The organism is Streptomyces sp. NPDC037389, assembly GCF_040636475.1.
Taxonomy (GTDB): Bacteria; Actinomycetota; Actinomycetes; order Streptomycetales; family Streptomycetaceae; genus Streptomyces; species Streptomyces hesseae.
On sequence record NZ_JBEZUS010000001.1, the window covers coordinates 330,353 to 354,820 of the forward strand.

Genomic DNA, 24,468 nt, shown 5'->3' on the forward strand with positions numbered 1-24,468 from the left:
GTACTGCCGATGCGCCGCGCCGACGGCACGGGCGACGACGGCGTACGGGCCGGGGCCCGGGGGGCCTGCCCCCCGGGAAACGGGAAGGGGCGGGACCGGGGCACCCCTCCCGCCGCGCCGGCGCGGAACCCGCACCGGCGGGCCCGGCGGTGCCGAACCCGCCGCGACCCGTCCGCGCCGTCACCCCCGCCCGCGGCAACCTCCGCGCCCGCCTCACCTCCTTCGTCGGCCGCGAGGACGACCTCGTCCTCATCCGCGAGGACCTGACGCGGCATCGCCTGGTCACCCTCCTCGGCCCCGGCGGCGCCGGGAAGACGCGGCTGTCGCAGGAGGCGGCGGAGGCGGCGGACGGGCCGTGGCCCGACGGCGTATGGTTCGCCGAGCTCGCGCCCGTCGAGGACCCGGAGAACGTTCCCGAGGCCGTCCTCACCGCCCTCGGCGCCCGCGAGACCGTGGTGCGCGGCACCGCCGCCGAGGGGCTGCGGGCGGCCACCGACGCCACCGCGCTCGACCCGCTGGCCAGGGTCGCCGAGCACTGCGAGCGGCGCCGGATGCTGCTCGTCCTCGACAACTGCGAGCACGTCGTCGACGCCGCCGCCCGGCTCGCCGAGACGCTCCTCGCCCACTGCCCCGGCGTCACCGTGCTCGCCACCAGCCGGGAACCGCTCGCCGTGCCCGGCGAGCTGGTGCGGCCCGTGGAGCCGCTGCCCGACCCCACGGCGTTGCGGCTGCTCGCCGACCGGGGCGCGGCCGCGCGGCCCGGCTTCCGGGTGGCGGACGACCCCGAGGCCTGCGCCGAGATCTGCCGCCGCCTGGACGGTCTGCCGCTCGCCATCGAGCTGGCCGCCGCCCGGCTGCGGCTGCTCAACCCCCGCGGCCTCGCCGACCGTCTCGACGACCGCTTCCGGCTGCTGACCTCCGGGAGCCGCACCGTGCTGCCGCGCCAGCAGACGCTGCGCGCGGTCGTCGACTGGTCGTGGGACCTGCTGACCGGCACCGAACGGGCGGTGCTGCGCCGGCTGTCCGTGTTCGCGGGCGGCTGCGACCTCGCGCTCGCCGAGGAGGTGTGCGCCGCCGGCGACGTCGGCGCGCGGGACGTGGCCGCGCTGCTCGGCTCGCTCGTCGACAAGTCACTGGTGGTCGCCGCGCCCGCCGCCGACGGCCAGATGCGCTACCGGCTGCTGGAGACCGTCGGCGAGTACGCGGGCGAGCGGCTGGACGAGGCCGGCGAACGGGCGGACACGACGGGCCGGCACCTGGTCGCCTTCCGGGAACTGGCCCGAACCGCCGACCCCTTGCTGCGCGGCCCGGAACAGCGCGCCTGGCTGGAACGGCTGGAGCTCGAACACGACAACATGCGGACCGCCCTGCGGCACGCCGTGGCGGTCCGGGACGAGCAGGAGGCCCTGTGCATGGTGCTCTCCCTGGGCTGGTTCTGGCAGCTGCGCGACCATCGCGTCGAGGCCCGCAACTGGGCCGAGGCCGCCGCGGCCCTGGGTCCGGACCCCTTCGCGGAGCCCGTGGAGCTCGCTCCGCCGCTGTTCGTCTCCTGCACCGACGCGCCGCCGCCGATGCCGCCGGACCTGCTGATGGAGGCGCGGCGCGGCGTCCGGCTGTTCGCCGTCATCCACAACGACGCCGACCTGCGCGGCATCGGCACCCCCGAGATGCAGCGACGGCTGCGCGGCATCATCGAGGCCTACGGCGACGGGCAGCCGCAGAACCTCCGGATGCCCGGGATGATGTGGTTCTTCGCGCTGCTGCTGACGAACGCCGTGGACGATCTGTGCACGGTCGTCGACGCCGCCGTGGAGCGCTGTCGCGAGCTCGGCTACTCCTGGGAGCTCGCCACCGCCCTCCAGTTGCGCGCCAAGCTCCTCAACGAGATTCCCGAACGCGCGGCCCTGGGCAGCCGGGACGCCGACGAGAGCCTGGAGATCTTCCGTCGCATCGGAGATTCCTGGGGCGTCGCCGAGGCGCTGTCGGGGCGGGCCGAGGCCCATGAGCGGGCCGGGGAGTTCGCGGCGGCGGCCGACGACTACCGCGAGGCCATCGAACGCGTCCAGGAACTGGGCTCACACGGGCAGGTGCCCCATCTGCGGTCCCGGCTCGCCGAAGTGCTCCTGGAGAGCGAGGCGATCAGCGCGGAGGAGGGCGAGCGGATGCTCACCGAGGCGCTCGGGGAGGCGGAGCTGTCACACCCCGACGGGGCGGCCTTCACCCGTGTCCAGCTCGGCATCCGGCTCGCCCGGGCCGGGCGGATCGCCGAGGCGAGAGAGCATTTCGACCTGATGGCGGAGGAGTTCGCGCAGCGGGCCCTGCCCTTGTTCGAGTGCATGATGCTGGGGCTGATGGGCTGGCTCGACACCCTGGAGGGCCGCCCGGCCGACGGCCTGGTCAAGCTCCGCGGGGCGATGGGCCTGGTCGACGACCCGCTCGTCGGGCTCGTCGCCTCGCACCTGCCGATGGTCCATATGCAGCAGGCCGCGCTCGCCCACGCCGTCCTCGGCGGCGAGGAGGACGCGCTGACGGCGGCCCGGCTCATGGGCGCCGCCGTGACGGCGCGGCCGGAGGGCCACTTCGTCGTCTCGCAGGAACGGGAGATCCGGGAGCGGACCGAGGAGCTGGCCCGGGCGGCGCTCGGCCCCGAGGCGTACGAGCGCGCGTACGCCGAGGGCGCCCGCCTCTCCCCCACGGAGGCGGCCGCCCTCGTCTGAGCCCGCGGTGGATCCGGACCGGCAACGCCCGGATCCACCGCCGTATGAGCTGTATGAGCTGTATGAGTCGTATGACGCGACCGGTGGACGCGCCGTCAGGTTTTGCGGCGGAACTTCGACACCGCCAGCGGAGCGGTCACCAGCGTGATCGCCGCCGCCCAGGCCAGCGTCATCCACACCGAGTGGGCCACCGGGCCGCCGTTGATCAGATTGCGGGAGGCGTCGGCGAGGTTGGAGAGCGGGTTGTACTCGGTGAAGGACTCCAGCCAGCCCGGCATCTTCTGGGTCGGGGCGAAGATGGAGCTGCCGAATTGCAGGGGCATGAGCACGAGCATGGCGACCCCCTGGACGGCCTGAGCCGTCTTCATGGTCAGACCCAGCAGGATGAAAATCCACATCAGCGAGGCGCCGAAGACCATCGCGAGCGCCACGGCGGCCAGCAGGTGGAACACGGAGGTGTGGACGGTCAGGCCGATGGCGAAGCCCATCCCCAGGAGGATCGACGTCGCGACGAGCATCCGGCCGACCTCGACGACGATCTTCGCCAGGAGGACGGAGGACCGGGCTATCGGCATCGTGCGGAAGCGGTCCATCACCCCCTTCTTGAAGTCGTCGTGGATGCCCGTGCCGACGGCCATGGCGATGTTCATGCCCATCATCGCCATCAGGCCCGGCACCAGGTAGTCCACGTACTCCTGCTCATGGCCCTTGCCGGCGATGTTGCCGCCGAAGACATAGGTGAACAGCAGGATGAAGATGATCGGCATCAGGACGGCGTCGAACATCGACTCCGGGTCCTGCTTGATCTGGAGCAGATTGCGGCGCGCGAGCGCGCCGATGTGCCGCAGATTGGCCCGCAGACCGATCCGTCCCTCGTCGGCGTGCGCCGCCGCGGGCGCTTCGATCGTCGCCGCGCTCATGCCGCGACCTCCTGGGGCTCGTCGGTACGGGTGGTGCCGGTGGCGTCGAGGGGCTCGGCCCCGATGGACGTCTTCTGGCCGGTGACGGCCAGGAAGACCTCGTCCAGGCTGGGCAGATGGGTGCTGATCCCGGCGATGGCGAAGCCGTGCCCGCCCAGCAGCCCGACCACGGCGGTCAGCTGCTCGTCGCTGACGATCGGGACGTTGACCACGCCCTCCGCCTCGTCGGCGGTCGCACCCGCGATCCCCGCCAGCCCGGCCAGCTCCACGGCCTCGGCCATCCGCGCCAGCTCGGCGCGGTCGGAGGGGCGTATCTGGAGGGTGCGGCCGCCGACCTTGGCCTTGAGCTCGTCGACCCGGCCGCCCGCGATCACCTTGCCCCGGTCGACGACCGTCAGCTCGTCGGCGAGCTGCTCGGCCTCTTCCATGTACTGGGTGGTGAGCAGGACGGTCGCGCCCTCGCGCACCATCCGCTGGACCTCGGTCCACACCTCGTTGCGCGTGCGCGGGTCGAGGCCGGTGGTGGGCTCGTCCAGATAGAGCACCGACGGCTGCCCGATCATGGAGGCGGCCAGGTCGAGACGGCGGCGCATACCGCCCGAGTAGTGCATGGCGGGGCGCTTGGCGGCCTCCGTGAGCGAGAAGCGCTCCAGCATCCCCTCGGCCCGGCGCCGGGCGTCCTTGCGGGAGAGGTCGAGCAGCCGCCCGATCATGTAGAGGTTCTCCAGGCCGGAGAGCTTCTCGTCGACCGAGGCGTACTGGCCGGTCAGCCCGATGACCCGGCGCAGCTGTCGGGGCTGGGTCAGCACGTCGTACCCGGCGACCCGGGCGCTGCCGGCGTCCGGCCGGAGCAGCGTGGACAGGCATCTCACGAGAGTGGTCTTGCCGGCGCCGTTGGGGCCGAGGACACCGAGGACGGTGCCCTCGCGTACGTCCAGGTCGACCCCGTCGAGGGCCTTGGTGGCACCGAAGTGCTTGACCAGGCCCCGTACTTCCACCGCGTTGCCGCCGCGGCGGGGGATGTCGTTTCGCGTCATGCCGTCCACGGTGCCAGGGGGCACTGACATCGGGCCGACAGCCTGCCGACGCCCCTGGTGGGGCGCCGACAGATCACCGACAGATCGCCGACACGGACCGCCGACAAGGGGGGCCGGAGGCGAAGCCCCCGGGAACGCTCCTAGTGGAAGGAGTGCTCCTCCGCCGGGTAGGCGCCGCCGACGACGTCCTCCGCGAAGGCCTTCGCCGCGTCGCCGAGCGCCTCGCGCAGCTTCGCGTACTGCTTGACGAAGCGCGGCATCCGGCCGGGCGTCATGCCGGCCATGTCCGTCCACACCAGGACCTGCGCGTCGCACTCCACGCCCGCGCCGATGCCCACGGTGGGGATGTGGAGGATGCGGGTGACCTCGGCGGCGAGCTCCGCCGGGACCAGCTCCAGGACGACCGCGAAGGCGCCCGCGTCCTGGACGGCCTTGGCGTCGCGCAGCAGCTGCTGGGCCGCCTCCTCGCCGCGGCCCTGGACCGGGTAGCCCCCGTAGGCGTTGACGGACTGCGGGGTGAGGCCGACGTGGGCCATGACCGGGATGCCGGCCTGGACCAGCAGCTCGATCTGGTGGGCCGAGCGCTCGCCGCCCTCCAGCTTGACCGCGCCGACCCCGGCCTCCTTCACCAGCCGGGTGGCGTTGCGCAGCGCCTGGACCGCGCCCTCCTGGTACGAGCCGAAGGGCAGGTCGCCGACGATGAGGGCCCGCTTGGTGCCGCGTACGACGGCCGCCGACAGCAGGGTCATCTCGTCCATGGTGACCGGCACCGTGGACTCGTAGCCGAGGTGACAGTTGCCCATGGAGTCGCCGACGAGCATGACGGGTATGCCGGCCTCGTCGAAGACGGAGGCGGTCATCGCGTCGTAGGCGGTGAGCATGGGCCACTTCTCGCCGCGCTCCTTGGCGGCGGCGATGTCGCGGACGGTGATGCGCCGGGAACTCGTACCGCCGTACAGCGCCTTGTTGCTCTTCTGGCTGCTGTCGGGGGTCTTCAAGGCATGCGTCATGGCGGTGGCTCCTGTGTTCGTCGTCTCGAGGCGCCCTGACGGCGTCCCCGGATCACCTCCCATGCTGACACGCCCTTTCCGGGGGCGGTAGTGACCCCCCGGGAAACTTCTTGTACGACACATGCGGTGTGCCGCGCCCCGCTCACGGGCGTAAAGACTGCTCAATACGGAACGGGTCCGTCTCGAAATAACCGTAGGGTGTGTGCATGGCAACCCCAGAGGCCGCGCCGTCCCCCTCCCGCCGGGTCCCCGAGGCCGTCCACCGCAGACGCTGGGCGGTCCTGGCCGTGCTGCTGCTCAGCCTGCTCATGGTCGTCCTGGGCAATTCCGTGCTCAATGTGGCGATGAAGACGATCGCCGCGCCCGCCCCCACCGGGCTCGGTGCCACCCAGGGCGAGCTGGAGTGGGCGATCAACGCCTACACGCTCGTCTTCGCCGGAATACTGTTCACGGCCGGCCTGCTGGGCGACCGGCTGGGCCGCAAGAAGGTCCTGCTCTTCGGCATGGTGGTGTTCGGCGTCGGCTCCGCCCTCGCCTCCATGGCCGGCTCGCCCGGCGAGCTGATCGCCTACCGGGCGGTGATGGGCTTCGGCGGCGCGTTCGTCATGCCCGCCACCCTCGCGATCATCATGAACGTCTTCGAGCGCGAGGAGCAGCCCAAGGCCATCGGCATCTGGGCGGGCGCGGTCGGCCTCGCCATCGCCATGGGGCCGATCGCGGGCGGCCTGCTGCTGAGCCGGTTCTGGTGGGGCTCGGTCTTCCTGATCAACATCCCGATCGTGGCCATCGCCCTCGTCGCGATGACGATCCTGGTCCCCGACTCCAAGGACCCCCGCCCGGGCCGGCTCGACCCGCTCGGCGTGCTGCTGTCCGTCGTCGGGCTCGTCCTGCTGGTGTACGGCATCATCAAGGGCGGCCAGCTCGCCGACTTCACCGTCCCCGAGGTCTACGGCACGGCGGTCGCCGGCCTGCTCGTACTGACCCTGTTCGTGCTGCACGAGCGGCGCAGCGAGCACCCCGCCCTGGACGTGCGCTACTTCCGCAACCCGGCCTTCTCCGCCGCGGTCACCTCGCTGGGGCTGGTCTTCTTCGCCCTGATGGGCGTCACGTTCCTCATGGTCTTCTACCTCCAGAGCGCCCGCGGCTACAGCCCGCTGCACAGCGGACTGCTGATGCTGCCGCTGGCCGCCGCCCAGATGGTCTTCGCGCCGCGTGCCCGGCTGGCCGTCGCCCGCTTCGGGGCCCGGGCGGTGTGCGCCGCCGGCATGGTGATGATCGCGATCACCATGGCGGGCTACGTCCTGCTGGACCGGGACGGGCCGGTCTGGCTGATGGAGGTGCTCTTCTTCTGCCAGGGCACCGCGATGGCCCACATCAGCCCGCCCGCCACCGTTTCGATCATGCAGTCGCTGCCCCGGGAGAAGGCCGGCTCCGGCTCCGCCGTGAACAACACGTTCCGGCAGCTCGGTGCCGCGCTCGGAGTGGCCGTCCTCGGCTCGCTCCTCTCCACCGTCTACCGCTCGGGCATGCGCGACCGGCTCGACGCCGTACCCGGCCTGAGCGCGGAGGCCCGGCACGCCGCGGGCGAGTCCATCGAGGCCACCCTGACCGCCGCCCGGCGGCTCGGCCCGGCCGGGCACGAGCTCGTCGGCCCGGCCCGCGACGCCTTCGTCCACGCCATGCACGTCACCGTCCTCGGCGCCGCCGCCGTCGCCCTGCTGGGCGCGCTCGTCGCCGTGCTCTTCCTGCCGCCGGGGCGGCCGGGGCGCCCCGGCGGGGGCGGTGCCCGGCCGGGCACCGCGGAGAAGACGGAAGAGGGCGCGGGGGCGGGCCAGTGAGCGGCGTGTCCGGGGCGTCCGGGACGCCCGGGGCCCGCCGGGATCCCGGGTCTGCCGGGGTGTCCGAGGCGGCGTCCGCGCAGGTGGTGGCGCCCTCGCCGGGTCCCGCTTCCGCGACGGGTCGGGCTTCCGAGACGGGTCCCGCTTCCGCACCGGGGGAGCGGCGCGGGCGGCCGCGCAGCGCCGCCGTCGACCGGGCCGTCATCGAGACCGTGCTGCGGCTGCTCGAGGACGGGGTGACGGTCGCCGAGCTGTCCATGGAACGGATAGCCCGCGAGGCGGGCGTCGGCAAGGCCACCGTCTACCGGCGCTGGGCGGGCAAGGAGCCGCTGATGCTCGACGTGCTGCGCTCCCTCGACGACAGCGCCCCCGAACTCGCCGGCGGCCCGGCCCGCGACGACCTCGTCGCCCTGCTGGAGTTCCTGCGCCGGCGCGGCCTGGCCAAACGCTCCTCGGCCGTGCTGCGGACGGCCATCGCGCAGGTCCGCGCCCACCCCCGGCTGTGGCAGGAGTACCACGACACGGTCGTCGCGGCCCGGCGCCGCGCCTTCCACGAGGTGCTGCGGCGCGGCATGGCGGCGGGGGAGATCCGGGCCGACCTCGACGTCGACCTCCTCACCGACCTCTTCGTCAGCCCCATGCTCTCCCGCGCGATCCTCCACGACTGGCAGGAGCTGCCGGAGGGCCTGGCCGAGCAGATCGTCGACACGGTGCTGGACGGCGTGCGCGCCCGGTAGACGGCCCTCGCCCGGTAGACGGTCCAGGCGGTTCGTCCAAGCGGTTCGTCCAGGCCGTACGACCCCGCCGTACCGGGCCGGAAGTCCTGGTTCCAGGGGGTTCCGGGTGGCCTGGGACGTCCTCATGTGCCCGTTCTGTCACAGCACCCCGTGCCGGGCCCGTATCGAGGAACCCGGTGGGACCGGACGGTCGTCCTCCCACCCGACGCCCCCGCCAGGAGCGTTCCGGTCAGCCCCGCGTGCCATGATCACCTATCGTCCGGTACCGGGGGCGAGCAGCAGATGAAGCAGTGAGGACAGCCGATGCCGCAGGCGCACATGGAGGAGACGGGCCTTGAGGGAGCGGGCCCCGCGCGGACCGATTCCGGGGCCCCGGCGCTCCGGAGCCGGCTGGATCGCTGGCGCGGCCAGTGGCAGGGCCCCGGCATCTGGCGGCGCGGCGCCGTGCTCGCCGTACTGGCCGTCCTGCTCGGCCTGCTGATGCTGATCCACGCCGACCTGCCCAACAAGGTCGGCAACCTCGGCAGCCTCACCGAGACCTTCCTGCCGTGGCTGGGCCTGTTCGTCCCGGTGCTGCTGGGCCTGGCGCTGCTGCGCCGCTCGGCGACCGCGCTGATCGCCCTGCTGCTCCCCGCCGTCGCCTGGGTCAACCTCTTCGGCGGGCTGCTGACCGACAAGTCCGGCAAGGGCGGCAACTTCACCGTCGCCACCCACAACGTCAACGCCGAGAACCCCGACCCGGCCCGTACCGCCCGGGCCGTCGCCGCCTCCGGCGCCGATGTCGTGGCCCTGGAGGAGCTCAGCGACGCCTCGCGCTACGAGAAGGCGATGGCGGGCACGTACAAGTACCACTCCGTGCAGGGCACGGTCGGCGTGTGGAGCAAGTACCCGCTGACCGACGCCGGACCGGTCGACATCAAGATGGGCTGGACCCGCGCGCTGCGCGCCACGGTCCAGACGCCGCAGGGCCCGGTGGCCGTCTACGTCGCCCACCTGCCCTCGGTGCGGGTCAAGTTCAACGCCGGTTTCACCGCCGGGCAGCGCGACAACAGCGCCCAGGCGCTCGGCCAGGCGATCGCCCACGAGCCGGTGAAGAAGGTCGTCCTCCTCGGCGACCTCAACGGCACCATGAACGACCGCTCCCTCGCCCCCGTCACCTCCCAGCTCCGCTCGGCCCAGGGCGCGGCCGGCGACGGCTTCGGCTTCAGCTGGCCCGCGAGCTTCCCCATGGCCCGCATCGACCAGATCATGGTCCGCGGCGTGGACCCGGTCTCCGCGTGGACCCTCCCCGCGACGCCCAGCGACCACCTTCCGGTGGCGGCACGCGTCAAGATCTGAGCCACAGGATCTGAGTCACAAGATCCGACGCCACCGGAATCCGACCCGTACGGGCCCGTACCCGGGGAGTTCACCTCCCGGGCACGGGCCCGTCCGCGTACCCCGTAGGCTGGAAGGCTGCTCCGTACACCCTTTCCGAAAGGCCTCTCATGCCTCTGGCGCTGCTGGCGCTCGCCGTCTGTGCCTTCGGCATCGGAACGACCGAGTTCGTGATGATGGGCCTGCTGCCCAATGTCGCGGACGACCTCGGCACCTCCGTCCCCACCGCCGGCTACCTGGTCTCCGCCTACGCCCTCGGCGTCGTCTTCGGCGCGCCCCTGCTCACCGCGCTCGGCTCGCGCATCCCCCGCAAGCGGATGCTCGTGCTGCTCATGGCGGTCTTCACGGTCGGCAATCTCGCCTCGGCCCTGGCCCCGAACTTCGGGCTGCTCGTCGCCGCCCGGGTGCTGGCGGGGCTGCCGCACGGAGCGTTCTTCGGCGTCGGCTCGGTCGTCGCCGCCCGGCTGGTGAGCGAGGGCCGCCAGGCGCGGGCCGTCGCCACGATGTTCCTCGGCCTGACCGTCGCCAACATCATCGGCGTCCCCACCGCCACCCTGCTGGGCCAGCACCTGGGCTGGCGCGCCACGTTCCTGGTCGTCACCGTCATCGGGCTGGTCGCCATGGCCGCCCTCGCCCGCCTCGTCCCCGACCTCCCCCGGGAACGGAACGGCGGCCTCGGCCAGGAGTTGCGCGCCCTCGGCGGCCGCCAGGTGCTGCTGGGCCTGCTCACCGCCGTCTTCGGTTTCGCCGGCGTCTTCGCCGTCTACAGCTACCTCGCCTCGATGAGCACCGAGGTCACCGGCTTCTCCGAGACCTCGGTGACGGTCGTCCTCGCGCTCTTCGGCACCGGTATGACCCTCGGCGCACTCGTCGCCGGCCCCCTGACGGACCGCGCGCTGCGCCCCACCCTGTACGGCTCGCTGGCCGCGCTGGCGGGGGTGCTGGTCCTCTTCGACTTCACCGTCCATGTGAAGTGGGCGGCGCTGGCCACGGTGGTGCTGCTCGGCGCGCTGGGATTCATGACCACCACCCCGCTCCAGATGCTGGTGATGAACAAGGCCCGGCACGCGCCCACCCTGGCCGCCGCCTCCAACCACTCGGCCTTCAACCTCGCCAACGCGGGTGGCGCCTGGCTCGGCGGCGTCGCCATCGCGGCGGGCTGGGGCTGGACCTCACCCACGCTGGTGGGCGCGGCCCTGGCCGTGGTGGGACTGGCGATCGCGGTCCTCGCGGGCCTGCTCGACCGGGGCGGCGACGAGGCCTCGCGGGTGGTTGCGGGGGCACACTTGGAGCATGTGCCGCAGCATCAAGACGCTCAGACCGCCGGTCACGCCCGAGGCGACTGAGGCCGACGTCCGCGCCGCCGCCCTCCAGTACGTCCGCAAGATCTCCGGCTTCCGCGCCCCCGCCGCCCACAACCGTGCCGTCTTCGACGAGGCCGTGGACGCGGTGGCGGAGGCGACGGCCCGGCTGCTGGACGGGCTGGTGGTGCGGGGCGCGCAGCGAGCCGCCCCCACCGACTAGCGGACGCGGCCGTCCCAGCGCCGGCCCACGCGGCGCGGCCGACGACGCCACCCTCGAGACCCGCCTCGAGGCCCTCAAGTACCTCGCGTTCCAGAAGCCGCAGGCGTAACGCCTCACGGTCGCAAGGCCTCGGAGGGTCCACGGCAGCACGCCGTGGACCCTCCGGCCGTTGACGTGGATCAGGCCTCGCGCCAGCCGTTGGTGATGGGGAGGCGGCGGTCCTTGCCGAAGCCCTTCGCGGAGATCTTCGTGCCCGGCGGGTACTGGCGGCGCTTGTACTCCGCCGTGTCGACCAGCCGCAGGATGCGGGTGACGAGCTCCGGGTCGTAGCCCGCCGCGACGATGTCGGCGCGGCCCCGGTCGCGGTCGACGTAGAGCTCCAGGATCCGGTCGAGGACGTCGTAGTCCGGGAGGGAGTCCGTGTCCACCTGGCCGGGGCGCAGCTCGGCGCTCGGGGGCTTGGTGATGGAGTTCTCCGGGATCGGCGGGGTCTCGCCGCGCTCGGCCGCCGCCCGGTTGCGCCAGTTGGCGAGGCGGAAGATGCCGGTCTTGTAGACGTCCTTGATCGGGCCGTACGCGCCGACCGAGTCGCCGTAGAGCGTGGAGTAGCCGCAGGCCAGCTCGGACTTGTTGCCCGGGGCCAGGACGATGTGGCCCTCCTGGTTGGAGACGGCCATCAGCATCGTGCCGCGCAGCCGGGACTGGAGGTTCTCCTCGGCGAGGCCGGTGAGGCCCAGCGAGCCCATGTACGCGTCGAACATCGGGGCGATCGGCACGGTCCGGAAGTGGAGGCCCGTCCGGCGGGCGAGCTCCTCGGCGTCGGCGATCGAGTGGTCGGAGGAGTAGCGGGAGGGCATGGCCACGCCGTACACGTTGTCCGCGCCGACCGCGTCGCAGGCGATGGCGGCGACCAGCGCCGAGTCGATGCCGCCGGACAGCCCGATGAGGACGCTCCGGAAGCGGTTCTTCTCCACATACGCGCGCAGGCCCGTGACCAGCGCCTTGTAGACCTCCTCGTCGTCGCCCAGGTGGGGGGCGAGGCCGCCGGTGAGCTCCGGCTCGTAGGCGGGCAGGGGGGCGTCGGAGAGCGTGACGTGCTCGATGCGCAGGCCGTCGTCGACGACGCCCGAGGGGGCCGCCGCCGGGGCGGCCGGCAGGTCCAGGTCGAGGACCAGGCAGGTCTCCTCGAACTGCGGGGCGCGGGCGATGACCTCGCCGTCGCGGTCGACGACGATGGAGTCGCCGTCGAAGACCAGCTCGTCCTGGCCGCCGGTGGTCGCGAGGTAGGCGGTGACGCAGCCCGCCTCCTGGGCGCGCTTGCGCACCAGCTCCAGACGGGTGTCGTCCTTCTCGCGCTCGTAGGGGGAGGCGTTGATGGAGAGCAGCAGCCCGGCCCCGGCGGAGCGCGCGGCGGGCACGCGGCCGCCCTCCTGCCAGAGGTCCTCGCAGATGGCCAGCGCCACGTCCACGCCGTGGACGCGCAGCACGGGCATCGTCTCGCCGGGCACGAAGTAGCGGAACTCGTCGAAGACGCCGTAGTTCGGCAGGTGGTGCTTGGCGTAGGTCAGCACGGCCTCGCCCCGGTGGAGGACGGCGCCGGCGTTGCGCGGGGCCCCGGCGGGGCGGCCCAGCCGCGGACGGGCCTCCTCGCTGCGGTCCAGATAGCCGACGATCACGGGGAGCTCGCCCAGGCCCTCGGCCTGGAGGCGGGCGGCCAGCGCGTGCAGCGCGTCCCGGCTGGCCGTGACGAAGGAGGAGCGCAGGGCGAGGTCCTCGACGGGGTATCCCGTCAGCGCCATCTCGGGAAACGTCACCAGGTGGGCGCCCTGCTCGGCGGAGCGCCGGGTCCAGTGGACGATCCGCTCGGCGTTCCCGGCGATGTCGCCGACGCGGGAGTCGATCTGGTTCAGGGCGAGACGAAGTTGAGCCACGCGCCTCAGTGTAATCGTCTGACTGACGCGATGTGGTGTGAGGGCCGCCACGGAGGGCCGGGACGGATGCGTGCGGATCTGGCCACGGAATGTGATCTTGTGACAAGCTGCGCGATCTGCCCATGGGGTGTGGTGCCGTGGGTTTTGGTGATGTCTTGTCAGCAATGATCCCAAGGAGATCCGTTGAGTACGCAGCCGCCGCAGTGGGGTCCACAGCCTTCCGACAACGGCCCCTACCCCCCGGCAGTGCCCGCTCCCCAGGGTGCTCCCAGCCCGTACCAGGGCGGTTACCCGCAGCAGCAGCCCTATGGCGGGCAGCAGCCTTACGGTGGCCAGCAGTCTTATGGTGGCCAGCAGCCTTACGACGGGCAGCAGCAGCCCTACGGTGGTCAGCAGGCGTACGGCGGCCAGTCGCCCTACGGGGAGCCGCAGCCCTACGGCGGCCAGCCGCAGCCCTACGGCCAGCAGTCCGGCTCCGGCTACCCGGCCGCCGCCCAGCCCCCGGCCCCCTACGGCCGGCCGCAGGGCGCGGCCCACTACGGCCTGGCCATGAAGCGCCGCAACATCTTCGGCGTCTGGCTGGGTCTGCCGATCATCACCTTCGGGATCTACCTTCTGGTCTGGTACTACAAGATCCATAAGGAGATGGCGGAGTTCGACAGCCGCCGCAAGATCAGCCCGGGTGGCAGCCTGCTCACCATCATGTTCGGCGGCATCCTGCTGATCCCGCCGTTCGTGTCCATCTACAACACCGGCAAGCGCATAGCCGACGCCCAGCGCGCGGCCGGTCTCCAGCCCAGTTGCAGCGGCGGTCTCGGCCTGCTCCTCATCTTCGTCTTCGGCCTGTGGCCGCTGTACTACCAGAACGAGCTCAACAAGATCGTCGACCACTACCAGGGGGCCGCGCCCGGCACCCAGGTGCCGCTGGCGGTCTGAACCGATGAGGGGGAGGGCCCGGTGCGGGCCCTCCCCCTTCCGCTACGCGCGGTAGCCGAGGACCGCCATCATCCCCGACTCCGCGTGGTAGACGTTGTGGCAGTGGATCATCCACAGCCCCGGGTTGTCCGCGTCGAAGTCGACCTCCAGCCGCTTGCCCGGCAGCACGATGGCCGTGTCCTTGCGCGCACCGCCGCCCGGCAGCGCGAACGTGTGCCCGTGCAGATGCATGGGGTGCCACATCGTGGTGGCGTTGACGAAGGCGAGCCGGACCCGCTCGCCCGCCGCCACCGGATGGCGGTACGAGGGCGAGTACGTCCGCCCGTTGATCGCCCAGTCGTACTTCGCCATCGAGCCCGTCAGCTTCAGCGTGAGCGTGCGGTCGGGCCGGCGCTCCTTGAGCGCGACGCCGCCTGCGGCCTTCAGCCGGTCCGCGGTCAGCGGGGCGTTCTCCAGCTCCCGGGGGCGTACGTCCGCCCCGGGCGCCGAGCCGCCGCCCGTCCGCAGCAGGGCCAGCGCGGTGCGCTTCTTGCCCTCGGCCAGGGCGGTCAGCGGGAAGACGCCGTCCTTGACCTCCACCAGGACGTCATAGCGCTCTCCCATACCGAGCAGGAGCGCGTCCGTCTGCATGTGCTCGACGGGGAAACCATCCGTATGGGTGACGGTCATCCGGTGATCGCCGAGGGCGACGCGGAAGGCGGTGTCACCGCCCGCGTTGATCAGCCGGATCCGGACCCGGTCGCCGGGCTTGGCGGTGAAGGTCTCCGGATTCTCCGGCGTCCGCCCGTTGACCAGGTAGTACGGGTAGGCGACATCGCCGGCGTCACCGCCGAGGACGTCACTGGTGGCGCCCATCAGCATCCGGGGCGGGCCGGTGGGGGAGGGGGAGGAGGCCGTCGTCATCGACATGTGCGACATGTCGTGGCCACCCCCGCCGTGGCTCATACCGCCTCCGCTGTTGCCTCCGCCGTGGTCCATGCCGCCCATGTCCATGCCCTTGGCGAGCTCCGCGAGCACCGCGTCCGGAGTGCTGCCGTCGACCCCGTCGACCCAGTCGTCGAGCACGACGACCCACTCCTTGTCGTACGACAGCGGCTCCTTCGGGTCCTCGACGATCAGCGGCGCGTACAGCCCCCGGTCCTGCTGGGTGCCGGAGTGGGGGTGCAGCCAGTACGTGCCCGGGTGCGTGACCGCGAAGCGGTAGTCGTGCGACGCCCCCGCCGCGACCGGGCGCTGCGTCAGCCCCGGGACGCCGTCCATGTCGTTGCGCAGCGCCAGCCCGTGCCAGTGCACGGACGTGGGCACGGGCAGGTGGTTGGCGAGGGTGAGCGCGAGGGTGTCACCGGCCGTGACACGGACCTCCCGGCCGGGCAGCGCGTCGCCGTACGCCCAGCTCGCGACGGTACGGCCGCCGCCCAGGTCCAGCCGCGCGGGGGTCGCGGTGAGCCGCACCTGGCGGACCGGTCCCGTGCCGCGCCGGGCCTCGGCGGCGGCCACCTCGCGGCCGTCGGGGGAGACGAACCCGGCGGGGGCGCCGGAGGGAGAGGCGGAAGGGCCGTCGCCGGTGCCCTTCGAGCAAGCGGCCAGCAGTCCGCTTCCGGCAGCGGCGATCCCCGCGCCGAGCACGGCGCGGCGGGTGGTTGTGCGCATGGGAGTGCACCTCTGTGGTGTCGGTGGGTGTGCGTGATGACGAGCGCGTGCGCTGCCGCCGACGAGGCGGGCAGCGGAACGCGCCCCTATACGCGCAGCACCGACAGCCGGGCGAGGGCCTTGTGCCGTGGCGGGGGCGGGATCGGCCACAGCGCGCGCGAGAACCACGCGCGGGCGGCCACCGGGCCCGTACCGGGCCGGTCGCGGAAGCGGGCGACGAGGGAGAGGAGGAAGGCCGCGGCCCAGCCCGCGCCGAGCACGGCGAGGCAGACGGACAGCGGGTCCATGCCGCCGTGACCGCCGCGGTGGGTGGTGGACGCGGCCGGTCCGGAGAGGTGGTCGTCCAGGGCGGAGGCGGACGCGTGCGTACCCGGCATGGCGTCCGGCATGGCGTGTGCGACGGCCTGCGCGTGCCCGGCCGTCATCGCGTGAACCCCCGGCGCGGCATCGGCCGTCACCCCCGGCGCGTGGTCACGAGGGTGCCCGAGTGTGTGCATCGTCACGATGCCGAGCAGCAACGCGGCGAACAGCAGCAGCCGGCCGCACCACGCGGCGACCCTCCGCGGTCCGTGCATCGCCCGCCTCCACAAGCCCGTTGACCTTCGGGCACCCTACCCCCACGGGGTATCCGCCCTCCAGGCGGGCGGAGGAACGGGCGAACGGACCGGATGTGCGAACGGCGGCGCGAAGCCCCGATTATGGGACGAAAACCCTTGACGTAAACCTTGACGAACATTCTTGACGCACAGCCCTGAAGGACGCTCTCCCCAACAATGACCATCACGGAACAGGTCCGGGACGAACGTCCCCCCACGGCTGCCCCCGCCCCCGGAGCCGGCGCCACCCGTACGCAGTTCATCTCGTGGGCGACCCTCGCGATGATGACCACGGCCTCCGTGGCCAACCTCCGCCCGGCCCCCTCCATGGCCCTCTACGGCCTCGCCGCCGTCTTCCTCTACCTCCTCCCCGCCGTCGTCTTCCTGCTGCCGACGGCCCTGGTCTCGGCCGAGCTGGCCTCCGGCTGGACCGGCGGCATCCACCGGTGGGTGAGCGAGGGCCTGGGCAAGCGGCTCGGATTCCTCGCCGTCTGGTGCCAGTTCGCGATGACCATCGCGTACTACCCCAGCCTGCTGGCCTATGTGGCGAGCACCTTCGCCTACGTCATCGACCCGTCGCTGGCGAACAACGGCCTCTACGTCGCGCTCGTCATCGTCGTCGTGTACTGGGCCGGGGTACTGATCTCCACGCGCGGCACCAAGGCCGTGGCCGGGCTCTCCAGCGTGGGCCTGGTCGTCGGCACCCTGATCCCGGGCGTCGTGCTCGTCCTCCTGGGCATGGTCTTCCTCGCCCAGGGCAACCCGTCGGCCGCGCCCATGGACACCGGCCACGTCCTCCCGCCCTGGACCGGGCTCGCCAGCCTCGTGCTGATCGTGGGCAACTTCCTGTCGTACGCGGGCATGGAGATGAACGCCGTGCACGTCTCCTCGCTGCGCGAGCCCGGCAAGGAGTACCCGCGCTCCGTCTTCGCCGCCACCGGACTCGTTCTGCTGATCTTCATCCTGCCCGCGCTGGCCATCAGCTGGGTGATGCCGGGCAAGGACCTGAGCCTGACGGCCGGCGTGATGCAGGCCTTCCAGGGCTTCTTCGACCACTTCCACGTCGGCTGGCTGACCAAGGTCGTCGGCGTCCTGCTCGTCGCCGCGGCGCTCGGCGGAATGCTCACCTGGCTGGCCGGACCGTCCCGGGGCCTGCTGATGGTCGCCCGCCAGGAGGGCTATCTGCCGCCCGCCCTCCAGAAGCTGAACAAGAACGGCGTACCGCGCAACATCATGGTCGCCCAGGGCGCCCTGACCACGCTGATCGCCCTGCTCTACGCCTTCATCCCCGATGTCTCCAGCGCGTACTGGATCTTCTCGGTGGTCACGACGCAGATCTACCTCGTCGTCTACCTGCTGATGTTCGCCGCCGCCCTCCGGCTGCGCCGGACCCGTCCCGACCAGCCGCGCGGCTTCAGGGTCCCGGCCCTGGGGCTCGTCGCCGGCGTCGGCTTCGCCGCCTCCGTGGGGGCCATGTTCATCGGCTTCGTACCGCCGGAGCAGTTCGGCGGCCAGCCGCTGTGGCGCTATCTGCTCATCGTCGGCGGCGGGCTGCTGACGCTCGGCTTCCTCGTGCCGCTGGCCTTCCTCGCCCTGCGCAAGCCGCACTGGGTGACGGCCGGGCACCGGGAGACCACCCCTGTCGAGTAGCTTGTCCGTGCTCTCCGAAGCCGGCCGACGACGACGTCGGCCGGCGGGGACGGACCGAGGGGGACTCGATGAGCGCTACGGGCGGCGACACGCACGGCACGGAACGGCCACCGGGACAGCCACCGGGGCAGCCACCGGGGCAGCCACCGGGCCGGATGCTGCGGGTCGGCGGCGTGCCCCTGCACGTGCTGCGCGAGGGCTCGGGGCCCGTGTGCGTCCTCAGCGCCGGCCTCGGCATGGGCTGGTTCGACTGGGAACCGGTCGTCCCCCTGCTCACCCCGCACCGCACGGTCGTCCGCTTCGACCGCCCCGGGCTGGGCTTCAGCGCCGCCCCGCTGGAACCCCCGACCGCCGCCGCCGAGGCCGCCCGGATGACGGGCGTCCTCGACGCGCTGGGCCTGCCGGGCCCGGCCACGGTCGTCGGCCACTCCCTGGCCGGCTTCCACGCCGAGGCCTACGCCCGGATGTACCCCGAGCGCACGGCCGGGCTCGTCCTCGTCGACGCGAGCGTCGTACCGGACGCCCGGCCTGTGCCCGGCCGTGAACTGCGCACCGCCGCCGCCCGGGTACGCGGCCGGGCCCTCGCCGCCGCCGGGCTGCCGCGCGCCCTCGGCCCCGTCCTGCGCCGCCTCGCCGTCCGCGCCGCCTCCGTCACCCGCCTCGACCCCGCCCCCGAGGACCTGGTGCGCCGGACGTACGGCACCGCGCGCGTAGCGCGCGCCATCGTCATGGAGAACGCCCGCTACCGCGACGTCGCCGCCGAACTGGAGGACCTGCGCGCCCACCACGGTCTGCCGCCCGTCCCCGTCACCGTCCTCGCCGCCTCCCCGGGCACCGGCTCCGCCGAGGAACGCCGCTGGCTGGAGCGCCAGCGCGCCCTCGCCGACCGCCTCGACGGCCGCTTCGAGGCCGTCGCTCCGGCAGGCCACCTGCTGATGTACGACCGCCCGCAGGCCATCGCGGCGGCCGTGCTGGCGACCCCGTTCATACGGGCGTGACACCCGGTCGGCGGAGGCCGACCGGTCGGCTCAGCGCACCCAGTCCTTGAGGGGCTCGGTGTCCAGCTCGATGCCCACCGGGTCGGGGAGGGCCAGCGGCTTGCCGAAGGGGACGGTCCGGGTCTGCTCGTAGCGGACGCCGTCGGGGTCGCTGTACACGACGGCCTCGCAGGTGTCCCGGTCGATCAGGAGATACACCGGGATCCCGGCCTCGGCGTAGGCGCGGGGCTTCTCGGTGCGGTCCCGCCGGTCGGTGTCCGAGTCGTAGGAGGTGACCTCCACGACCATGAGCACGCCCTCGGTGGAGGCCCACTCGCCCTGGCCGACAAAGGCGTCGCTGGGCGCGAGGGTGCCGTCCGGGCGGGCATTTCCCTTGCGGTAGGTGGAGAGCTTCAGCCCTTGGCCGTGCAGGAACAGCTCGGGACGCGCCTGGATGCAGACGCGCGTCAGCCACTGGACGATCCGGCCGTGGTCGCCGTCCGGCACGGGCTTGACGCCCAGCTTCCCGTTGATGAACTCCAGGCGTGGCCCCTCTATGGTCCGGGCGGCCAGGCGCGCCAACTCCTCGAACTCCTCGGGCAGCATCTGCGGCCGGTCGGAAATCGCGGTCATCAGGCGTCCTCCCTTGCTCCGTCTCGGACGATAGCGGACTGCATACCGGTATGCGCTCGCCGGCGGCATTCTTCGTACAGGCATAAGTACGATGACCGAAGGAAGCCGAAGGGCAAGCGGCGTCGTCCGGAAACCCACAGGTAACCCGGGGACGTGATACTCAAGGTCCAGCCCGTGCCCGCACCCGGTGAAACGAGCCGTCTGACCTGCAAGGATAGGTAGCTATGGATAAGCAGCAGGAGTTCGTGCTCCGCACGCTCGAAGAGCGCGACATCCGGTTCGTCCGGCTGTGGTTCACCGACGTCCTCGGCTACCTGAAGTCCGTGGCCGTGGCCCCCGCCGAGCTGGAGCAGGCCTTCGACGAGGGCATCGGCTTCGACGGCTCCGCGATCGAGGGCTTCGCGCGGGTGTATGAATCGGACATGATCGCCAAGCCGGATCCGGGCACCTTCCAGATCCTGCCGTGGCGCGCCGAGGCCCCCGGCACCGCCCGGATGTTCTGCGACATCCTGATGCCGGACGGGTCCCCGTCGTACGCCGACCCGCGCTACGTCCTCAAGCGCATCCTGGCCAGGACCTCCGACCTCGGGTTCACCTTCTACACCCACCCCGAGATCGAGTTCTTCCTGCTCAAGGACAAGCCCGTCGACGGCACCCGCCCCGTGCCCGCCGACTCCTCCGGCTACTTCGACCACACCCCCACCGGCGTCGGCATGGACTTCCGCCGCCAGGCCATCACCATGCTCGAATCCATGGGCATCTCGGTCGAGTTCAGCCACCACGAGGGCGCCCCCGGCCAGCAGGAGATCGACCTCCGCTACGCCGACGCGCTCTCCACCGCCGACAACATCATGACCTTCCGCATCGTGATGAAGCAGGTGGCGCTGGAGCAGGGCGTCCACGCGACGTTCATGCCCAAGCCCTTCTCGGACTTCCCGGGCTCCGGCATGCACACCCACCTCTCCCTCTTCGAGGGCGACCGCAACGCCTTCCACGAGTCCGGCGCCGAGTACCAGCTGTCCAAGGTCGGCAAGTCCTTCATCGCCGGACTGCTGAAGCACGCGGGCGAGATCTCCGCCGTCACCAACCAGTGGGTCAACTCCTACAAGCGCATCTGGGGCGGCTCCCAGCGCACGGCCGGTGCCGGCGGCGAGGCCCCCTCGTACATCTGCTGGGGCCACAACAACCGCTCCGCGCTCATCCGTGTGCCCATGTACAAGCCCGGCAAGACCGGCTCCACCCGGGTCGAGGTCCGCTCCATCGACTCCGGCGCCAACCCCTACCTGACCTACGCCGTCCTCCTCGCGGCGGGTCTCAAGGGCATCGAGGAGGGGTACGAACTCCCCGCGGGCGCCGACGACGACGTGTGGGCGCTGTCCGACGCCGAGCGCCGGGCCATGGGGATCGAGCCGCTGCCGCAGAACCTCGGTGAGGCCATCGAACTGATGGAACGCAGCGAGCTGGTCGCCGAGACCCTCGGTGAGCACGTCTTCGACTTCTTCCTGCGCAACAAGAAGCAGGAGTGGGAGGAGTACCGGTCGGAAGTGACCGCGTTCGAGCTGCGCAAGATGCTGCCGGTGCTCTGACCCCGGCCGCCCCGCACCACCAGCGAGAGGACCGGCGATGACCGTGCCCGACGGGCGGCGGAGCAGTACCTACAGCCGGCTGCTGCGTTGCGGGTTCACCGCCGTGCCCGAGGCCGAGCGGCTCCTGGGGACCCCCGCGCTGGGGTCCCTGGGCGTCGGCCCGGTGCTGCTCGACGCCCTCGGCACCACGGCGGACCCCGACCTCGCGCTGCGCGGGCTCGTCCGGCTTGCCGAGTCCCTCGCCGCCAGGGACGACGCCGACCGGCAGGCCCTCCTCGACACCCTCGCCGCCGCCAAGCCGCTGCGCGACCGGCTGCTGGGCGTGCTCGGCACCTCCGAGGCCCTCGGCGACCACCTCGCCCGGCACCCCGGCGACTGGCACGCCCTCGACAGCTTCGAGGCCACCGACCTCCACCCCGCGGTCCCCGAGTTCGAACGGTCCCTCGCCACCGGGGCCCGCCGGGGCCGGGAGGCCGGGCTGCCGCCCGCCGACGCCCTGCGCGCCGCCTACCGGCGCGCCCTGCTCGGGATAGCGGCCCGCGACGTCAGCGGCAGCACCGACGTCGCCGAGGCCGCCGCCGAACTCGCCGACCTGGCCACCGCCACCCTCCGCGCCGCCCTCGCCATCGCCACCGAGGAACAGCCGGCCGACGCCGCCGCCTGCCGGCTCGCCGTCATCGGCATGGGCAAATGCGGCGGCCGCGAGCTCAACTACGTCTCCGACGTCGACGTCATCTTCGTGGCCGAGGCCCGCGACGGCACCGCCGAGGCCACCGCCCTGCGCTCCGCCACCCGCCTCGCCTCCCGGATGATGCGGATCTGCTCCGACGTCACCCCCGAGGGCACCATCTGGACCGTCGACGCCAACCTCCGCCCCGAAGGCCGCAACGGCCCCCTGGTGCGCACCCTCTCCAGCCACCTCGCCTACTACCAGCGCTGGGCCAAGACCTGGGAGTTCCAGGCCCTCCTCAAGGCCCGGCCCGTCGCCGGCGACCTCGCCCTCGGCCAGGACTACGTCGACACCCTCTCCCCGCTCGTCTGGCAGGCCGCCGAGCGCGACAACTTCGTCACCGACGTCCAGGAGATGCGCCGCCGCGTCGTCGACTCCATCCCCGCCGCCCAGGTCGACCGCGAGATCAAACTCGGCCCCGGCGGCCTGCGGGACGTGGAATTCGCCGTCCAGCTCCTCCAATTGGTGCACGGACGCAGCGACGCCACCCTGCGCTCCGGCTCCACCCTCGACGCGCTCGACGCACTCGCCGCCGGCGGCTACGTGGGCCGCACCGACGCCAAGTCCCTGGGTGACGCCTACCGCTTCCTGCGCACCATGGAGCACCGCATCCAGCTCCACCGGCTGCGCCGCACCCACCTCGTGCCCGACCGCGAGGCGGACCTGCGACGCCTGGGCCGCTCCCTGGCCCGCACCTACGAGTGGGCCCCCGGCAAGGAACCGGTCGCCGAATTCGGCAGACAGTGGAAGCTCCACGCCCGCGAGGTGCGGCGGCTGCACGAGAAGCTGTTCTACCGGCCGCTGCTCGACGCCGTCGCCCAGCTGGAACCCGGCGAGATCCGGCTCAGCCCCAAGGCCGCCGGCCAGCGCCTGGCGGCCCTCGGCTACGCCGACCCCGCCGCCGCCCTCCGCCACCTGGAGGCCCTCGCCTCCGGCGTCACCCGCAAGGCCGCCATCCAACGGACACTGCTGCCCGTGCTGCTGGGCTGGTTCGCCGACTCCGCCGACCCCGACGCCGGGCTGCTCAACTTCCACAAGGTCTCCGACGCCCTCGGCAGAACCCCCTGGTACCTGCGGCTGCTGCGCGACGAGGGCGCCGCCGCCGAGAACCTCGCCCGGGTGCTCTCCGCCGGCCGGCTCGCCCCCGACCTGCTGCTGCGCGCCCCCGAGGCCGTCGCCCTCCTCGGCGACTCCGGGGGCCTGCGCCCGCGCGGCCGCGAGGCCCTGGAGCAGGAGATCCTCGCCGCCGTGGGCCGCGCCGAGGACGCCGAGGCGGCCATCGTCGCGGTGCGCGGCGTACGCCGCCGCGAGCTGTTCCGCACCGCGGCCGCCGACATCATCGGCGCCTACGGGCACGCCGGCCCCGCCCCCCGGGCCCACGCCTCCGGCGAGCACGGCACCGGCTCGCGCGGCGCCGCCGAGACCGCCGGGAACGACCACGCCGCCCGCGCCGGCATCGTCGGCGACGCCGTCTCCGACGTCAACGCCGCCGCCGTCGCCGGCGCCCTGCGCGCGGCCGTCCGGGGCGAGTGGGGCGACACCCTGCCCACCCGGTTCTCGGTCATCGGCATGGGCCGCTTCGGCGGACACGAGCAGGGCTACGGCTCCGACGCGGACGTCCTGTTCGTCCACGAGCCGCGCGACGGCGTCTGTGACGAGGACGCCGCCAAGGCCGCCTTCGCCGTCGCCGGGGAGATGCGCAGGCTGCTCCAGCTTCCCACCACCGACCCGCCGCTGCTCGTCGACGCCGGCCTGCGGCCCGAGGGCAAGTCCGGGCCGATCGTCCGCACCCTCGCCTCCTACGCCGCCTACTACCGGCGCTGGTCGTTGGTGTGGGAGAGCCAGGCCCTGCTGCGCGCCGAGCCCGTCGCGGGCGACCCCGACCTGGGCCGGCGGTTCGTCGAGCTGATCGACCCGCTGCGCTACCCCGCCGAGGGCCTCGGCGAGGACGCCGTCCGCGAGATCCGCCGGCTGAAGGCCCGGATGGAGTCCGAGCGGCTGCCGCGCGGCGCCGACCCCACCACCCACACCAAGCTGGGGCGCGGCGGGCTGTCGGACGTCGAATGGACCGTCCAGCTGCTCCAGATGCGGCACGGCTGGGCCGAGCCCGGCCTGCGCACCACCCGCACCCGCGACGCCCTCGCCGCGGCCCACGCGGCCGGGCTGCTCACCGCCGAGGAAGCCCGCATCCTCGACGAGGCGTGGGTGCTGGCGACCAGCGTGCGCAACGCGGTGATGCTGGTGCGGGGGCGGTCCGGCGACACGTTTCCGGGCGAGGCCCGTGAACTGGCGGCCGTCGGGCGGTACCTGGGGTATGCGCCGGGGCACGGTGGGGAGATGCTGGACGACTACCGGCGGACTACGCGGCGGGCGCGGGCGGTTGTCGAGGACCTGTTCTACGGGGCGTAGTCGCTGCCGCTGGGCGCGTGGGTGAAAAAGCCCGGGCCCCGCTGAGTGGGGACCCGGGCGTTCGGGGCAGTGGTCGCTACTTCCTGGTGGCCCGCCAGTATCGGTCCATGGCCTCACGGAAGGCGGTGTGCGACGGGTTCCGGACGACGTGCGTGGCCGCCCAGTCGCGGGCTCCCTCGAAGTCGAACCGAAGACCCGAGTTCTTCTTAC

Annotated in this window: 18 protein-coding genes; 11 read left to right on the forward strand and 7 right to left on the reverse strand. The window is 72.7% G+C overall.

The window, feature by feature from the left end; genetic code table 11:
* Positions 1 to 149: 149 nt before the first annotated feature.
* Complete coding sequence (locus tag AB0E98_RS01645) at positions 150 to 2,717, forward strand: AAA family ATPase (protein ID WP_361697416.1); 2,568 nt, start codon at positions 150 to 152, stop codon at positions 2,715 to 2,717.
* A 95-nt stretch (positions 2,718 to 2,812) separates the two neighbouring features.
* Here the strand turns inward: AB0E98_RS01645 and AB0E98_RS01650 are convergent, their stop codons facing one another.
* The 3 genes from AB0E98_RS01650 to panB form a co-directional block, all read right to left on the reverse strand.
* Positions 2,813 to 3,637 (reverse strand): ABC transporter permease, encoded by an 825-nt coding sequence (locus tag AB0E98_RS01650; RefSeq protein WP_361697418.1) that lies wholly within the window; start codon positions 3,635 to 3,637, stop codon positions 2,813 to 2,815.
* Positions 3,634 to 4,674 carry an ATP-binding cassette domain-containing protein gene (locus AB0E98_RS01655; protein WP_361697420.1) on the reverse strand — a complete coding sequence of 347 codons (1,041 nt, stop codon included), beginning with the start codon at positions 4,672 to 4,674 and terminating at the stop codon, positions 3,634 to 3,636. Before AB0E98_RS01655 ends, AB0E98_RS01650 begins: the two co-directional genes overlap by 4 nt.
* A 140-nt stretch (positions 4,675 to 4,814) precedes the next feature.
* Positions 4,815 to 5,684 carry a 3-methyl-2-oxobutanoate hydroxymethyltransferase gene (gene panB / locus AB0E98_RS01660; RefSeq protein WP_361697422.1) on the reverse strand — a complete coding sequence of 290 codons (870 nt, stop codon included), beginning with the start codon at positions 5,682 to 5,684 and terminating at the stop codon, positions 4,815 to 4,817.
* Between the two features lie 206 nt (positions 5,685 to 5,890).
* Between panB and AB0E98_RS01665 the strand changes: the two genes are divergently transcribed.
* From AB0E98_RS01665 to AB0E98_RS01685, 5 genes are all read left to right on the forward strand, one after another.
* Positions 5,891 to 7,522: an MFS transporter gene (locus AB0E98_RS01665; protein WP_361697424.1), complete on the forward strand. Its 1,632-nt coding sequence runs from the start codon at positions 5,891 to 5,893 to the stop codon at positions 7,520 to 7,522.
* A gap of 59 nt (positions 7,523 to 7,581) precedes the next feature.
* Entirely contained in the window at positions 7,582 to 8,259 is a 678-nt protein-coding gene (locus AB0E98_RS01670) for a TetR/AcrR family transcriptional regulator C-terminal ligand-binding domain-containing protein (RefSeq protein WP_361697426.1), read from the forward strand.
* Positions 8,260 to 8,562: 303 nt separating this feature from the next.
* Entirely contained in the window at positions 8,563 to 9,597 is a 1,035-nt protein-coding gene (locus AB0E98_RS01675) for an endonuclease/exonuclease/phosphatase family protein (protein WP_361697428.1), read from the forward strand.
* A 149-nt stretch (positions 9,598 to 9,746) separates the two neighbouring features.
* Positions 9,747 to 10,982: an MFS transporter gene (locus tag AB0E98_RS01680; protein WP_361697430.1), complete on the forward strand. Its 1,236-nt coding sequence runs from the start codon at positions 9,747 to 9,749 to the stop codon at positions 10,980 to 10,982.
* The gene (locus AB0E98_RS01685) at positions 10,930 to 11,160 is read left to right on the forward strand and encodes a DUF2277 domain-containing protein (RefSeq protein ID WP_361697432.1); all 231 of its coding nucleotides are present in this window, start codon (positions 10,930 to 10,932) and stop codon (positions 11,158 to 11,160) included. Before AB0E98_RS01680 ends, AB0E98_RS01685 begins: the two co-directional genes overlap by 53 nt.
* 179 nt (positions 11,161 to 11,339) lie before the next feature.
* On the opposite strand, the gene AB0E98_RS01690 is transcribed toward AB0E98_RS01685, so the two are convergent.
* Positions 11,340 to 13,091 carry an NAD+ synthase gene (locus AB0E98_RS01690; protein ID WP_361697435.1) on the reverse strand — a complete coding sequence of 584 codons (1,752 nt, stop codon included), beginning with the start codon at positions 13,089 to 13,091 and terminating at the stop codon, positions 11,340 to 11,342.
* Positions 13,092 to 13,337: 246 nt separating this feature from the next.
* Here AB0E98_RS01690 and AB0E98_RS01695 point away from each other — a divergent pair, with 246 nt between their 5' ends.
* Positions 13,338 to 14,027, forward strand: a complete 690-nt coding sequence (locus AB0E98_RS01695) for a DUF4234 domain-containing protein (protein WP_361697437.1) — start codon at positions 13,338 to 13,340, stop codon at positions 14,025 to 14,027.
* A 42-nt stretch (positions 14,028 to 14,069) separates the two neighbouring features.
* On the opposite strand, the gene AB0E98_RS01700 is transcribed toward AB0E98_RS01695, so the two are convergent.
* Positions 14,070 to 15,677 carry a multicopper oxidase family protein gene (locus AB0E98_RS01700; protein ID WP_361697439.1) on the reverse strand — a complete coding sequence of 536 codons (1,608 nt, stop codon included), beginning with the start codon at positions 15,675 to 15,677 and terminating at the stop codon, positions 14,070 to 14,072.
* Between the two features lie 86 nt (positions 15,678 to 15,763).
* The gene (locus AB0E98_RS01705) at positions 15,764 to 16,252 is read right to left on the reverse strand and encodes a hypothetical protein (RefSeq protein WP_361697441.1); all 489 of its coding nucleotides are present in this window, start codon (positions 16,250 to 16,252) and stop codon (positions 15,764 to 15,766) included.
* A 198-nt stretch (positions 16,253 to 16,450) separates the two neighbouring features.
* Here AB0E98_RS01705 and AB0E98_RS01710 point away from each other — a divergent pair, with 198 nt between their 5' ends.
* Positions 16,451 to 17,923 (forward strand): APC family permease, encoded by a 1,473-nt coding sequence (locus AB0E98_RS01710; protein ID WP_361697443.1) that lies wholly within the window; start codon positions 16,451 to 16,453, stop codon positions 17,921 to 17,923.
* Between the two features lie 155 nt (positions 17,924 to 18,078).
* Positions 18,079 to 18,921 (forward strand): alpha/beta hydrolase, encoded by an 843-nt coding sequence (locus AB0E98_RS01715; protein WP_361698121.1) that lies wholly within the window; start codon positions 18,079 to 18,081, stop codon positions 18,919 to 18,921.
* A gap of 30 nt (positions 18,922 to 18,951) precedes the next feature.
* Here AB0E98_RS01715 and AB0E98_RS01720 read toward each other — a convergent pair whose 3' ends face one another.
* Entirely contained in the window at positions 18,952 to 19,533 is a 582-nt protein-coding gene (locus tag AB0E98_RS01720) for a Uma2 family endonuclease (protein WP_361697445.1), read from the reverse strand.
* Positions 19,534 to 19,757: 224 nt separating this feature from the next.
* Between AB0E98_RS01720 and glnA the strand changes: the two genes are divergently transcribed.
* Positions 19,758 to 21,119: a type I glutamate--ammonia ligase gene (glnA, locus tag AB0E98_RS01725; protein ID WP_361697447.1), complete on the forward strand. Its 1,362-nt coding sequence runs from the start codon at positions 19,758 to 19,760 to the stop codon at positions 21,117 to 21,119.
* 37 nt (positions 21,120 to 21,156) lie between these two features.
* Positions 21,157 to 24,258: a bifunctional [glutamine synthetase] adenylyltransferase/[glutamine synthetase]-adenylyl-L-tyrosine phosphorylase gene (locus AB0E98_RS01730; RefSeq protein WP_361697449.1), complete on the forward strand. Its 3,102-nt coding sequence runs from the start codon at positions 21,157 to 21,159 to the stop codon at positions 24,256 to 24,258.
* Positions 24,259 to 24,468 lie beyond the last annotated feature (210 nt).